Annotated in this window: 15 protein-coding genes; 14 read left to right on the forward strand and 1 reads right to left on the reverse strand. The window is 69.0% G+C overall.

Annotated elements, in window-relative coordinates; genetic code table 11:
- Positions 1-1059: putative PEP-binding protein (locus QOC76_RS05745; RefSeq protein WP_526355094.1), on the reverse strand; the 1059-nt coding region annotated here is incomplete at its 3' end.
- Positions 1060-1162: 103 nt separating this feature from the next.
- Between QOC76_RS05745 and QOC76_RS05750 the strand changes: the two genes are divergently transcribed.
- The 14 genes from QOC76_RS05750 to QOC76_RS05815 all read left to right on the forward strand — a co-directional run.
- Positions 1163-1930 carry a DeoR/GlpR family DNA-binding transcription regulator gene (locus tag QOC76_RS05750; RefSeq protein WP_526355096.1) on the forward strand — a complete coding sequence of 256 codons (768 nt, stop codon included), beginning with the start codon at positions 1163-1165 and terminating at the stop codon, positions 1928-1930.
- The gene (gene pfkB, locus QOC76_RS05755) at positions 1927-2904 is read left to right on the forward strand and encodes a 1-phosphofructokinase (protein WP_526355098.1); all 978 of its coding nucleotides are present in this window, start codon (positions 1927-1929) and stop codon (positions 2902-2904) included. The genes QOC76_RS05750 and pfkB overlap by 4 nt, the downstream gene beginning before the upstream one ends.
- 20 nt (positions 2905-2924) lie before the next feature.
- Positions 2925-4946, forward strand: coding sequence for a PTS fructose transporter subunit IIABC (locus QOC76_RS05760; protein ID WP_526355100.1), 2022 nt, complete (start codon positions 2925-2927; stop codon positions 4944-4946).
- Between the two features lie 37 nt (positions 4947-4983).
- Complete coding sequence (locus QOC76_RS05765) at positions 4984-5241, forward strand: HPr family phosphocarrier protein (protein WP_526355102.1); 258 nt, start codon at positions 4984-4986, stop codon at positions 5239-5241.
- A gap of 107 nt (positions 5242-5348) precedes the next feature.
- Positions 5349-5501: a hypothetical protein gene (locus tag QOC76_RS05770; protein WP_526355104.1), complete on the forward strand. Its 153-nt coding sequence runs from the start codon at positions 5349-5351 to the stop codon at positions 5499-5501.
- Complete coding sequence (locus QOC76_RS05775; RefSeq protein ID WP_526355106.1) at positions 5498-6280, forward strand: DUF4226 domain-containing protein; 783 nt, start codon at positions 5498-5500, stop codon at positions 6278-6280. Before QOC76_RS05770 ends, QOC76_RS05775 begins: the two co-directional genes overlap by 4 nt.
- An 8-nt stretch (positions 6281-6288) precedes the next feature.
- A complete protein-coding gene (locus QOC76_RS05780) occupies positions 6289-6588 on the forward strand; it encodes a type VII secretion target (protein ID WP_526355108.1) in 300 nt (99 codons plus the stop codon).
- A complete protein-coding gene (locus tag QOC76_RS05785) occupies positions 6581-6856 on the forward strand; it encodes a DUF2694 family protein (RefSeq protein WP_526355110.1) in 276 nt (91 codons plus the stop codon). Before QOC76_RS05780 ends, QOC76_RS05785 begins: the two co-directional genes overlap by 8 nt.
- 7 nt (positions 6857-6863) lie before the next feature.
- Positions 6864-8537 (forward strand): hypothetical protein, encoded by a 1674-nt coding sequence (locus tag QOC76_RS05790; RefSeq protein ID WP_526355112.1) that lies wholly within the window; start codon positions 6864-6866, stop codon positions 8535-8537.
- A gap of 60 nt (positions 8538-8597) precedes the next feature.
- The gene (locus tag QOC76_RS05795; protein WP_526355114.1) at positions 8598-8897 is read left to right on the forward strand and encodes a hypothetical protein; all 300 of its coding nucleotides are present in this window, start codon (positions 8598-8600) and stop codon (positions 8895-8897) included.
- A 56-nt stretch (positions 8898-8953) separates the two neighbouring features.
- On the forward strand, positions 8954-10141 hold the full coding sequence (locus QOC76_RS05800; RefSeq protein ID WP_526355116.1) for a hypothetical protein: 1188 nt from the start codon (positions 8954-8956) through the stop codon (positions 10139-10141).
- Complete coding sequence (eccCb, locus tag QOC76_RS05805) at positions 10138-13125, forward strand: type VII secretion protein EccCb (protein ID WP_526355118.1); 2988 nt, start codon at positions 10138-10140, stop codon at positions 13123-13125. The genes QOC76_RS05800 and eccCb overlap by 4 nt, the downstream gene beginning before the upstream one ends.
- A gap of 93 nt (positions 13126-13218) precedes the next feature.
- On the forward strand, positions 13219-13527 hold the full coding sequence (locus QOC76_RS05810) for a PE domain-containing protein (RefSeq protein WP_526355120.1): 309 nt from the start codon (positions 13219-13221) through the stop codon (positions 13525-13527).
- A 6-nt stretch (positions 13528-13533) separates the two neighbouring features.
- On the forward strand, positions 13534-14115 hold a 582-nt coding region (locus QOC76_RS05815), incomplete at its 3' end, for a PPE domain-containing protein (RefSeq protein ID WP_526355122.1).

Here is a 14115-nt window from a genome sequence, read left to right on the forward strand (position 1 = left end):
CGGCTTGTCCGACCCGGCGTCCAAGGTCCTGATGACGACCTTGTGCCCGGCGAACGCCTCCAGCACGTCGCCGTAGATCCGCGCCTGCTCGTCGACGCCGGGTTCGGTGTCGCGGTTGAGGAAGCACAGTTCGGTGCGGAACAACCCGACGCCCTCGGCTGGAGTATCACGGGCGCTGCGCGCGGCGGCGCCGTCCTGCACGTTGGCGAGCACCGCGACGACGTGCCCGTCCGCGGTCGCGCCGGGGCCGGTCCATCCCGCCGCCAGTTCCACCTCGCGGCGTGCTTCGGCCACCGCTTCGGACGCTGCGGCCGGGTCGGGGGAAAGGGTGACGGTTCCGCGGGTGCCGTCGACGAGCACCATCGCGCCCGCCCCGATGGCGTCGAGTCCATCGACGGCCACCACGCAGGGAAGACCGAGTTGACGGGCGATGATCGCGGTGTGGCTGGTCGGGCCGCCCAGTGTGGTGGCCAGCGCCAAGACGAGCGCCGGGTCCAGGCCCGCGGTGTCGGCAGGCGCGAGGTCGTCGGCCAGCAAAACCGAGGGCACATCGGGCAATGGCACGCCCGGCTCTGGCAGGCCGCTGAGCTCAGCGATGACCCTGTCGCGGATGTCGCGCAGGTCGGTGACGCGTTCGGCCATCAGGCCGCCGAGCTGGGTGAAGAGGTCGACGAACTGGTCGACGGCCGCGACAACGGCGCGCGCCGCGGGGGCGCCGGCGTTGATGAGTTTCTCGGCGGCACCAAGCCAGGCCCGGTCCTGCGCCAGCGTGGCTGTCGCGGCCAGGACCTCCGACGCCGCACCGGTGGCATGCGCGGCGCGGTCGCGCAGGCGGGTGGCGACGGCGTTGGCGGCAGTGGTGAAGCGCGCCGCCTCGGCCGGGCGGTCCTCCTCCTCGACCTCGCGCGCCGCGTCCACGTTGTCGAGCACGGGAAGGCGGCCGGGCCGGATCACCGGCCCGTACTGAACTCCGGCGACGACCGGGACGCCCTGCAGAACCGTGCCCGTGCGGAGGGAGCTTTCCGACGGCGGTGACGTGAGCGGCGATGAGGCGGTCATGTGAAGCAGATTACAAACGAACCGTTGACAAGTCAACACGTTCAAGTGTAAAACAACAGATATCAACATCGATACGGGCCAGAACCCACACAGACGGAGCGCCATGTACGCCGAAGAGCGTCAGCAAGCGATCGCCTCGCTGGTGATCAGCCAGGGTCGCGCCTCGGTGTCCGAGCTGGCCGAGGCCTACGACGTCACCACCGAGACGGTGCGTCGTGACCTCGCGGTTCTCGACCGCGCCGGGCTGGTACGGCGGGTACACGGCGGTGCCGTGCCCGTGCGGGCGCTGCGCTTGGTCGAGCCCGGCGTCGGCGAGCGCGAGACCACCCGCGCCGAGCACAAGGACGCCATCGCCACGGCCGCGACCGAGTTCTTTCCGCTCAGCGGAGCCAGCGTGCTGCTCGACGCGGGAACCACCACCAGCCGGATCGCCGCCGCGCTGCCGTCCGACCGCGATCTGAACGTCGTGACCAACTCGGTGCCCATCGCGGCGCGCCTGGCAGGCATGCCGTCGATCTCCCTCCAACTGCTCGGCGGACGGGTGCGCGGCCTCACCCAGGCGGCGGTCGGCGAACAGGTGTTGCGCGTGCTCGACACACTGCGCGTCGACATCGCCTTCATCGGCACCAACGGCATCAGCGTCAGGCACGGCCTGTCCACCCCCGACAGCGAAGAGGCCGCCGTCAAGCGGGCAATGATCGCCAGCGCCAACTTCGTTGTGGTGGCAGCTGATTCATCGAAGGTCGGCCGTGAGGACTTCATCAGCTTCGCCCCGCTGTCGAGCGTCGACGCGCTCATCACCGACTCCGAGATCAGCGGAGCGTACCGGGAACAGCTCACCGAGCAGGGCATTGAAGTGGTCGTCGCATGATCGTCACCGTCACGCCGAACCCCAGCCTCGACCGCACCGTCACGCTGGCCACTCCGCTCACCCGCGGTGCGGTGCACCGGGTCAATTCGGTGACCACCGAGCCGGGCGGCAAGGGCGTCAACGTCGCGCGCGCCCTGGCCCTCGCAGGCGTCGACGCCGTCGCGCTGCTGCCCGCGTCGGGTATCGATCCGATGGTGACCGCGCTGCATAGCATCGGAGTGCCTTTCCGGTGCGTCCCGATCACGTCGCCGGTGCGCACGAACATCGCGGTCACCGAAATGGACGGCACCACAACGAAGATCAACGAGCCGGGCGCCAGATTGGACGACGCCGCGGTCGACGCGCTCACCCGATCCGTCGTCGCCAATGCCGAGCACGCCTCATGGGTGGTGATGTCGGGGTCGCTGCCGCCGGGGATGCCCGAGTCGTGGTACGCCGACGTCGTCGCACAACTCGCACCCTACGACTGCAAGGTCGCAGTGGATACGTCGGACCGGCCGCTGGCGGCACTGGTCGACGCCTTCGACCGAGCCGCACCCGACCTGATCAAACCCAACGCCGAAGAGCTCGCGGGAGTCATCGGCTTCGCCCCGCAGGCACTGGAAGCTGCGCTGGCACAAGGTGATCCAGAGCCCGTGGTGTCGGCCGCGCGCCAGCTGCTTGACCGGGGTGTCGGCGCGGTACTGGCCACGTTGGGCGCGGCGGGAGCCGTGCTCGTGACCGACACCGGTAGCTGGCTGGCGACCCCGCCGCCGATCGTCCCGCGCAGCACGGTCGGTGCGGGCGACTCCAGCCTGGCGGGATATCTGCGTGCCGATGTGGGCGGGGCCGAGCCGGCGCAACGACTGCAGATGGCCGTCGCCTACGGCAGCGCAGCGGCCGCCCTGCCGGGCTCCGCACTGCCCAGTCCTAGTGAGATCGACCTCGATGACGTTCTGGTGACGTCCATCCCGCTGATCACCAACCCCTCCTAACAACCAACGAAGGTATCGCCATGACCAGCACCGCTTCCCGACCCATCATCGACGTCGACCTCGTTCTTCTCGACGTCGACGCGGGCGCCGACAAGCAGGCCGTGATCGGGCGTCTCGTCGGCAGACTCGCCGACGCCGGACGCACCACCGATGCCGACGGGCTGATCGCCGCGGCGATGGCCCGCGAAGAGCAGTCGGCAACCGGGCTGCCCGGCGGCATCGCGATCCCACACTGCCGTTCACCGCACGTCGACACGGCGTCCATCGGCTTCGCGCGGCTGCAACCGCCCGTCGACTTCGGCGCACCCGACGGCCCGGCGGATCTGGCGTTCCTCATCGCCGCACCCGAGGCCGGCGGCGCCGAGCACATGAAGCTGCTCTCGAGCCTGGCCCGCGCGCTGGTGCGCAAGGAGTTCGTCGCGTCGCTGCGCGAGGCATCCACACCCGACGAGGTGGTCGGGCTGATCGACGAGGTGCTGAACCCCGCCGAGAAGCCGAAGCCGGCGGCACCGGTGGAGGCGCCTGCCGCCGATAAGCCGAGGACGCTGGTGGCGATCACCGCGTGCCCCACCGGAATCGCGCACACCTATATGGCCGCCGACTCGCTGGTCGCCGCGGCGAAGGAAGCAGGCGTCACCCTGCATGTCGAGACCCAGGGCAGCTCGGGCAGCACCCCGCTGGCCCCCTCGACGATCGCCGGAGCCGACGCCGTCATCTTCGCCACCGACGTCGGGGTGAAGGACAAGGGCCGCTTCGCGGGCAAGCCGGTGGTGGCTTCCGGCGTCAAGCGCGCGATCAACGAGCCGGCCAAGATGGTCGCCGAAGCGCTTGCCGCGGCGAACAATCCGAATGCCGCCCGGGTCGAGGGCTCCGGCGCCGACGCACTCGCGAGCGCCGCGCCCGCCGGCGGTGTCGGATGGGGCACCAGGACCCGCCAGATCCTGCTCACCGGCGTCAGCTACATGATCCCGTTCGTCGCGGCCGGAGGTCTGCTGATCGCGCTTGGCTTCCTCTTCGGCGGCTACGAGATCGCCAACAAACCTGCCGGCGGAACCGACTCGTTCGCGCACATGTACGCGCTCAACAACTCGCTGTGGAATTTGCCGCCAGGCGGCGTTTCGCAGTACCTCGGCGCAGTTCTGTTCAGCCTCGGCGGCCTCGCGTTCAGCTTCCTGGTACCCGCACTCGCCGGCTACATCGCCTTCGCGATCGCCGACCGGCCGGGCATCGCGCCCGGTTTCACCGCCGGAGCGGTGGCCGTGTTCGTCGGCGCCGGGTTCATCGGAGGCATCGTCGGCGGTCTGATCGCAGGCTTCGCAGCGCTGTGGATCAGCAAACGGGCTGTGCCCAAGTGGTTCCGGGGTTTGATGCCGGTCGTCATCATCCCGCTGTTCGCATCCCTCGTCGTCGGCATCTTGATGTTCATGCTGCTCGGGCGCCCGTTGGCCGCACTGACCTCCGGCCTGACCAGCTGGCTCAGCGGAATGTCGGGCACCTCCGCGGTCCTGCTCGGCGTCATCCTCGGCCTGATGATGTGTTTCGACCTCGGCGGCCCCGTCAACAAGGCGGCCTACGCGTTCGCCACCGCCGGCCTCACCGCCGCGACCACGGCGTCGTTCGAGATCATGGCGGCGGTGATGGCTGCAGGCATGGTGCCGCCGCTGGCGATGGCGCTCGCGACATTCGTCCGGCCGCAGTTGTTCAGCGAGCCGGAGCGGGAAAACGGCCGGGCCGCTGTCCTTCTCGGCGCCTGCTTCATCTCCGAAGGCGCAATCCCGTTCGCGGCGGCCGACCCGTTCCGGGTCATCCCGTCGATGATGTTCGGCGGCGCGATCACCGGCGCGCTGTGCATGGCGACCGGCGTGACCTCGCGGGCACCCCACGGCGGGATCTTCGTGTTCTTCGCGATCGGCCACCTGCTCTGGTTCATCGTCGCCATCGTCATCGGCTCGGCGGCGGGCGCGCTGGTCGTCGTCACCGCCAAGCAGTTCGCGAAGCCCGGCGCCAAGGTCGACGAAACACCGACGCTCGTGACCGCCTGATCCGCACAATCAACCCCAACGACACCAAGGAGTAGCCATGCCCGAAAAAACCGTGACAGTCGGATCGGCGATCGGCCTGCACGCCCGCCCCGCCGCCATCATCGCCGAAGCCGTCGTCAACGCCGGTGTGCCCGTGACGCTCTCGACCGACGGCGGCGAACCCGTCGACGCCGGCTCGGCCCTGATGATCATGACGCTCGGCGCAGGCAACGGCGCCCAGGTGACCGTGCAGTCCGACGACGACGAGACGCTCAAGAAGATCGCAGAGCTCGTCGAGCAGGACCTCGACGCCTGACCGGAACGGTCGCCTGACACCCCGATCGGTTTGCTGCCCGCCGTTAAATTGCCGCAGAAAGGCCTCCTTACCGGGGGTTAGGCTTTCTGGCGACGGAAGGGGCCGATGTGGACGGATGGCTGCTAGGGCAGGTCAGCACGGTGCTCACCGCGCTCTCGCATGCCCAGGAGCTGTTCGAGGGTGCGGGCCGTCCGACGTTGCCGAATGAGTTCGCGCCGCGTTCCGACCTTGTGGACAACCTCGGCGGCCTGCTGCTGTGACGCAACCATCCGTCGAGACCACGCAATCCGGTGAGGCTGCCGACGCGGTCCGCACGCTGCAGGCCGAGCTGAGTCGGGATTACTCCGAGATACGTTCGGCTGAGGTTGCACTCACCGAGGCGATCTTGGGCGCCCACGCGGTGACAGTCTCCGGTCGCGCTCGGTTGCAAGACGTTCAGCGCCAACTGATCGAGGCCATCAACAGTCCACTCACCGCACTCGATACGCCTGCAGGCGAACGCCAATTCCTGCTGTTCCTGCGCGGCACGGTCGCCCAGATCCAGGACATCGTGGACACCGGCGCCCTGACCGACGAGGACCACGCAAGGCTCACCCGTGCACTCGGCAGCGGCTACCTGCTCTCCACCTCCGATAGCGACGAAAATCCTGCGCCCGTCGCATCGTCCGGCAGCCCGCCGACGGCTGACCAGGCGGCAGGCGTGTTACCCGCGGTCGGGTCTGCGCTCGGGGCGTTGCCCCAGGCGGCTCAGGGTGCGGCGACCGCTCCTGCGCAGGCGGCGAGCGGCTTGGCCGGAGCCGCTTCGCCGTTGGCCGGCTTGGCGTCGGGCCTTCTCGAGCGCACAGCCGAACCGGACGTTCCCGACGACGGCACCGAGCACGACCGGGCCACCGACGAGCCTGAAGACGTCGAGGAGGACCAGGAGACCCAGACCGACGGAGACGACACCGGCGACCGTTCAGCCCAGCCGCGGCCACCCGGCGATCGCGAGCAGGCGGAGGATGGTCCCGCCCAGACCCGGCCCGCCCGCCTGCCGTAGGAGGATCCATGCCGACCATCCGCATCACGCCCGCACTGCTGACGCAGGTCGCCTCCCGGCACGACAGTGTGGCCGACGAGATCGCCGTCGCCCGCAGCGCCGGGCCGGACATCCTGGCGGCGGTGGCCACTCACGGGCCGATCATGCATCAGTTCAAGGCGGCGGCGGGCGAGGTCGTGGCGCGCCGCGATGCCGCCTTCGCCGACCATGAGGCCGCACACCGGGCCGCGGCCGACAACCTGCGTTCCATCGCAACACGTTTCAGCGATCAAGAAGAGATCAACGCCTCGGAGCTCCGCCTTGACTGAGGAGTCCTTCACCGCTGCCACACCGGACAACACGATCTTCGTCCGGGTCGCACTCGCTGGTCATACCCTCGGGGTGCAAATCGAGCCCGCCGCCATGACGCGGCCCGCCACCGAAATCGCGCAGGGCATCATGGCGTGCAACGATGTCGCGTATCTGAAGGGGCAGCTGGTGATCCGTGCCGAGCTGGAGGGGAGGTCGATTCCTGTGGACGATATGCCGACCGAGCAGGACCTCGCCGCCGCCGAGCGGAAGCTGGCAGAGCAGTAGGTCGCTGATGAAGGTCGACGTACCCGCGCTCGCCGCCGCCGCGCAGAAGCTGTTCGGCCTCGCGGCGTCGGCGCAGGGCCTACTCGCCGAAATGGCGCCGCTGGCCGCCGATCCCACCTCGGGCGGCGCCGCGGCGCGCCTTGACATGGCTTCCATGCAATTGTGGGGAGCGGCGTGTGCGCAGGCCTACAGCCTGCAGAAGGCGGCAGGGCACCTGATCATGATCGCGCAGAAGTTCGGTACCCAGGAGGAGCTCAACACGGCAGGCCTCAATGTGATGCTGCCTGGGGCGACGGTCATGGACGACAGCGCGCTGGCCACCCTCGAACCCGTCGCGCCGATCCCGCCCGATGTGCGGGTGCCCATTCCGCCCGGAACGCCGCTCAGCGGCGAAGGGTTCGCCCAACTGGTGCACACGGGATCAGCGGACAAGGGCGTCCCGTTCAGCACCACCGCTACCAACAACGGAGTCGCGATCGACGGCGCGGCGACCACCGTGCGCGAAGTCGCCGCCTTGGTGCCCGATCTGTGGGAGAGCCCCGTCGGCACCGCCGCCCTCGCAGGCAGGCTGAACGAACACGTCGCCGCCCTCAACACGATCTCCGACCGGTGGTTCGAGCTGGCCGATCAGGCCCGCAAGCACGCCGACGACTACAGCCAGACGGTGGCGGCGACGCCGAAGCCGCGGGAGTTCAAAGACATCGACGAGGCGCTGGCCAAAGCCCGAGCGACCGGCGACCAGATCGGCGCCTCTCAATTGAGTTTTGCGCGCGGGCAACTCGAGCAGCGCGCGGTGGCCGAGGCGGCGCGGTACGCCGGGGTGACCGAGACCAGCACGTCGCCCAAGGGCGGGGGCACACCGCAAACGGCCGGCCCGGGGGGAGCCGCGGCCGCAGGCGTACCAGCCGGCGCCGGCGCGGCGGCCGGCGCACGTGCGCCGGGCGTTCCGGCGGCGGGGCAGTTGGCCAAGGCGGGTGCCGCCGGAGCGGGCCAGGCCGGCCAAGCAGGCGAGGGCGCCGGACAGTTGGCGCAGATGCTGCCGTCGGCGCTCGGCGCGATCGGCGGTCTTGCGGGCGGCATGGCGGGGATGGCCGGTCAGGTCCCGCAGGCGCTCATGCAGACCGGTCAGGGTTTGGCTCAAGCCGCTACCCAGGGGATGTCCGGGCTGGCATCCAAGACTGCCGCCGACGCCGGACTGTCGAAGAAGGTCGGTGACCTCCAACCGTACGAATCGGCCAAGGCCGAAGGGGGCGGCGGAGCAGGCGGTGGCGGTGTCGGTGACACCCATCCCGCCGGTGCGCTCGGTCCACCCGTCACTCCTTCGACGTCGCACACACCGCCGACCATGCCCGCCGGCGCTGCGCCTCCTCCGACGACGCCGGCGCCCGCCGGAGGCAGCGCGATGGGCGGGATGCCGATGGGCATGCCGATGAGCGGGATGATGGGTCACGGGCAGGCCGGCGGGGAGGGCGCCGACAAGGTTCCCGCGGACAAGAAGGTCGTCACGCCGCCGCAGCCGCACACCGAGCCGGTCACCGGCAAGGTGTCGGACCGCACAGCGGCAGCCGCCGAGGCGTCCCGTGCGCGCGCAGACTCCGCGCCCGACGACGACGATTCGCCTGCGCGCGGGCCGGTCCTGCGGCGAATTACGTTGGCGCCGTTGAACGATGAGCGGCCGTGATGAGCGCTTGCGCGAAGAACCGAAGGCACTGATGAGCGCCTGCGCGGAGAGCCGACGAAAATGACCGGATTCGATGAGCTGGATGACGCCGCCAAGGTCAAATACAGCCAGGCCGAACTGGCGGCGACCTACGACGAATTGACGGCCATCCTGGACCGGCTGGCCGCACTTCGCACCGACGCCCACGACCCCGACGGCGACATTCAGATACGGCTCGGCCCGGACGGCCGACTGCTCAGCTTGTTCATCGACGAGTCGGTGCCCGGCAGGCTGACCCACCTCGGTCTCGAGGAGAAGCTCAACGATTTGCTTGCCAGGGCCAATGTGGTTGCTCAAGAGTCCTGGAAGGCCGGCCGCTGAGTGTCGGCGACAAGTTCCCGACCTGCTCGCGGCCGGATCTCGGTTAGGGTTACGAAGTGACCACGCGCCCCTTCGTGCCACCTCCGCGGGTGCCGCCTCCTGAGGCCGGTGGGGGCAAGATCGCGGTTGAGCCGCCGATCGCCGCGCCGGTCCCGCCGCCAAGGAGCATCTGGGGCATCGTGCTTCCGATCGGCCTCATCGTCGGTGTCCTCGGCTTCCTGATCGCGATGTACGCTTCCGGTCAGCGATCGCTTGCTACGGGGTTTGCTATCTTTCCGTTGATCATGCTGATGAGCATGGGCGGAATGCTGTTCCGCGGGCGCGGCGCGGCGCAGAAGATGCCGTGGAGCCAGCTCGAGCAATATCGCCGGGAGTACTTCGCCCGCCTCGACGAGGTGCGCGACGAAGTCCAGGAGGCGGCCCGCAAACAGTGGCGCCACCGCGAGCACAGCCATTGGCCGCCTTCGGATCTGATCAGCGTCGCGGGTTCGCCGCGGATGTGGGAGCGTCGCCCCGGCGATCCGGAGTTCGGCGTGGTGCGCCTTGGCACCGGACGTGTCGAACTGGCGATGACCATCGACAAGCCGCAGATCGCGGCGGCCTCCAAGATCGAACCGGCGACGGGCCACGCGCTGCGCAAGTTCCTGCTCGAACAGCGCCACGTCCGAGGCATGCCGCGGGTGCTGTGGCTGGAGCGAAACCCCGGCATCTCGCTGGTCGGTGAGATGGACTCGGTCCGCGGCATCGCCAGGTCGATGATCTGCCAGCTGGTGGCTTTCCACAGTCCTGCGGATCTGCAGATCATGATCGTCACGTCGGCACCCGATCGCTGGGACTGGGTGAAATGGCTGCCGCACTGTCAGCATCCCGAGGCCCGCGACGGGTGCGGTGAACGCAGGCTGGTGTTCACCTCGCCCGCGACTCTGGAGGCCTTCGCAGGCGACGAACTGCTGGATCGCAAGGAGTGGATGGCGCCCGCCAGTGGTCTGCACGGCGGCCCGGACCCTTCGGCACCGCCGCTGTGGGTGATCGTCGACGACAACTGCGGCGCGGCGGAGGACTGGGCGGGTGCGACGGGCAAGCGCGGCGTCGGCCGGGTGTGCTTCATCCGGTTGGCTCCCGAGATCGGCGTCGCAGCCGCCGGGCCGGCGACATCCCACCGGGGCGTCGGCTTCGATCCGGACACCACCTACCGGTTGTCGGGCGGGGTGCTGCGCAAAAAGGTGGGGGTGGGCTACCGGTGACGTCGTTACCCGAGGAACTCGACGACGCCTTCTACGCCGTCGCCGACAGCATGAGCATCGCCGAGGCCGAGCGGTTCGCACGCACCATGGCTCCCTGGCGCCCGGTCGGCGCGGCCACCGCCGTCAGCTCCGACGGTCCGGGCCGAGACCTGTTGGAAGTGTTGGGTATTCGCGATGCCCGGAAATTGGACGTGGATCGGCTCTGGTCCGCCCGCCGCACCCAGAACCGGCTGTGGATGCGCTTCCCGATCGGCCTCGACCCGACCGGCGAAGTGGTCGAACTCGACCTCAAGGAGACGTCCCAGTACGGGATGGGCATGCACTCCGTGCTGATCGGGTTCTCCGGATCCGGTAAGTCCGAAACGATCATCACCGAGGTCACCTCGTTGGCGCTGACCCATTCGCCCGAGACGGTCAACGTCGCGTTCCTGGACTGGAAGATGAAGTCCGCGGGCATTGTGCTGGAACGCTTTCCGCACGTGGTCGCCAGCGTCAGCAACCTCGGCGACGAGATGCATCTCGTCGAGCGCATGCTCGAGGCGCTCGAGGGCGAGCTGGACCGTCGCGGTGCGCTGTGCGCGGCGACGAACTGCAAGGACCTCAACGTCTACAACGAGAAGCGGATGGTCGACCCGTCACTGGAGCCCGTGCCGGGCCTGGTGGTCATCATCGACGAGTACCAGGAGTTGTTCCGCAGCGATCTGGGTGCCGGATTCGTCGACCTGTGCTGGCGCATCGTGCGACAGGGCCGCTCGATGCACGTCTTCCTTCAGCTGGCCGGGCAGACCGTCGACGCGCACCGGCTGATGAAGATCCGCAGTCTCATCGGCTTCTTCATGGCACTGCGCACCGGCACCGAAGAGGACTCGCGTGAGGCGATCGGCTCGTCGATCGCCGCGCACCTGCCCGAGAAGGGCAAGGAGGGCACCGGCTACCTGCGCGAAGGTATGCGTCCGCCCCGCGAGTTCCGCGCGTTCTACTCCTCGCCGGCGTTCGTGCCACCACCGGAGGACGGTGGGCCGGCGCCCGTGGCCGCCGCGGGCACCTGGTTCACCCCACGATCGTTCACCGCGACCGAGGTGCCCGACGACGACGGGTTGCTCGCCCCGCCGGAGAGGAACGGCCACGAACCCGCGCCGGTGGCCGAACAGGTGGCCATGCCGCTTGCGCCCGGTGAACTGCCGCCGACCGTCGTCGACACCCTCGTCGACTCGTTACGGGCGACCGGGGCCCGCCCGCCCCGTCAGCTCTGGCTGCCCCCGCTGGAGAAGCCGGCGACCGCCGACGAACTGGTCCGGTTGGTGCGGGGCAAACCGTGGGATGTCGACTACGGCAAGACCCCCGGCCTCGCGTTCCCGGTCGGGATCGAGGACCGGCCGCGTCAGCACCGCCAGGATGTCCACTTCGTGAACCTGTTGGGCGCCAACGCTTTGGTGATCGGCGGACCGCAATCCGGCGTGACAACCACCCTGGCGACGATGCTGACGACGGCGGCCCTGATGTACCGGCCCGAGCGCGTGCAGTTCTACTGCGTGGCCGCAGGCGGTCCGAGCCTCGCCGCCGTCGGCGGGCTGCCGCACGTCGCCGGCCTCGCCCCCGCGGTGGACCGCGAAGGCGTCGGACGCATCATCGCCTCGGTGCAGGGCATCGTCGCCGAGCGCGAAGCGGTGTTCGCCAAGACCGGGCTGGACATGGACGAGGTGCGGCGGCGCAAGTTCAGCGACAAGCCGGAACCGGTGCCGGTGGCCGGTGGCGATGTCGTCCTCGTCATCGACGGCTGGGCCACGTTCGCGAGCGAGTATCCGCAATACGTCGACCACATCGTCGCGTTGGCGCGCAGCCTGAGTTACGGCGTGCACGTGGTCGTCTCCCACACGAGCTACCTGCAGGGCTTCAAGCAGGCGCTCAAGCCGCTCGCCACCGAGCGCATCGAGCTGCGGTTGACCGACCCCGGCGACTCGGAGATGAACCGCCAACTCGCCAAGAAGGTGCCGCGCACGACGCCCGGGCGCGGAATCACCAAGGCGGGCATGCACCTGTTGGTCGGCGTACCCGAGCTTGCCGAGCGACCCGGGTCAGATGTCGCCGGCCAAGCGGCTGCGGGGTCAGACGCCGCCGGCCAAGCGGCTCGCGTGGCGACCCGCGACATCGGCCCGCTCATCGCCCAGGTATCCGGCATTCAGAAGGCGGCAACCGTCAGCCGCCTGCCCGAGTCGGTGCCGTTCGAAGAGGTGCAGCGGCTGGCTCAACCGGTCACCCGGCGCAGCCTGGTCCCGTTCGGGCTTTCGGAGACCGACCTGGGTCCGGCCTACCTCGACATCGCCGATCACCCGCATGCGATCGCCGTGGGCGCACCGCGGTCGGGGCGAAGCAATTTCCTGCGGGTGCTGTGCCGGTCACTCACGTCGCTCTATCGGCCCGAAGAGGCCCAGATCCTGGTTCTCGATCCGCGCCGGACGCTGCTCGGCGTGGTGCAGGGTCCGCATCTGCGCGACTACGCCTACACCCAGAGCGCGATCCGCGAAGCGATCAAGGAACTGGTTGCTGAGCTCGAGAACCGGCAGCCTCCTCCCGGCACGACGCAGGAGGAGATGATGACGAAGACGTTCTGGTCGGGACCCGAGATCTTCGTCGTCGTCGACGACGCAGGCGTGTGGTCGACGATGGACAATCCGCTGATGATGCTCGGGCCGCACATCGAAGGCGCGCGGGACACCGGACTACACGTATTTGCCGCCACCGCGGTCGCAAACTGGAACCAGGTCGCGATCGGTAGCTCGGTTCTCGGCAAACTCCGCGCGTCGCTTGCGCCGGTATTGATCCTGGACGGGCGGCGTGACGCCGGAAAGATCGTCGCCGATATCTTCGCCGAGCCTCAGCGTCCTGGCAAAGCGACTTATTACACAAGATCTGGTACAACGGGCGCGTTGATCGGGTGGAGTAATCCCCCGGCTGCACCGTCTCAGGCAGGTCCGCAAACTTAGGGGTACAGTGGCCGCATTCTGAAAACTAGTGCACGGCAGTAGCCCAAACCAGCCTTAAACTACCAACAGCAGCTACGTCAGTCGGGAGACAGCATGTTGATAAACATCGATCCGGCCATTCTGGCCGCCGCCGCGAGTTCCGAGACCGGGGGCACCGCCACGATGGCGGGCGCGACGGCCGCAGCGGCGGGGCCCACCTGTGCGGTTCTGCCGCCGGGGGCGGACGACGTGTCGGTGCGCGCGGCAGCGGCTCTGTGCGCCCGCGGAGCCGCGACGTCGGGCATTCTCGCCGAGTACATCGCGATGCGCGGATTGTTCGCTGGGGCAATCGGAAGCAGCGGTGTGACATACGAAGCGGTCGAGGCCGTCAACCTGGCGACGGCCACCATCGGAGGGGCCTAGCCATCCATGGCGGCCGGTTCCTGGTCTGCGTTGCCTCCTGAAATCAACGCGGGCCAACTGATGCTCGGCGACCAAGGCGCCAGCATCGAGGCAGCCGCAATTGCCTACGATGTGCTGGCCGCAGCCCTGATGGCCGAGGCCGCCCAGATGGCGGCCACCACCGGTTCGGCAGCCGCCAACGGTTTCATCGGTGCAGGCGGCACCGCGATGACGGCGACCGCCATCCCCTACATCGCGGCGCTCGAAGCGCTCGCCGCGTGGGTCGAGCAGTCGGCGGCATCGGCGGCGGCCATTTTGCAGGCCTATCTCACCGCGAAGGCCGCGATGGTCCAGGTTCCGGTTTGCGAAACGAACCGGGTCTCTCAGGCCGGTTTCGTCGCGACCAACATCATCGGGCAGAACACGCCGATCATCATCGGGCTCGATATGGAGTACTACGACCTCTTCTGGCCGGTCAACGCATCGAACATGGGCGGCTACGAGGGCATCGTGACAACCATCGTCACGTCGCTGGGGATACCGCCTCCGCCGGCGCCTCTCACGGCCAACCCCGCAGGGTTCGCGGCCCAGGCCCCGTCGGTCGGCGAG

Source organism: Mycobacterium sp., from assembly GCF_032159565.1.
Classification (GTDB): Bacteria; Actinomycetota; Actinomycetes; order Mycobacteriales; family Mycobacteriaceae; genus Mycobacterium.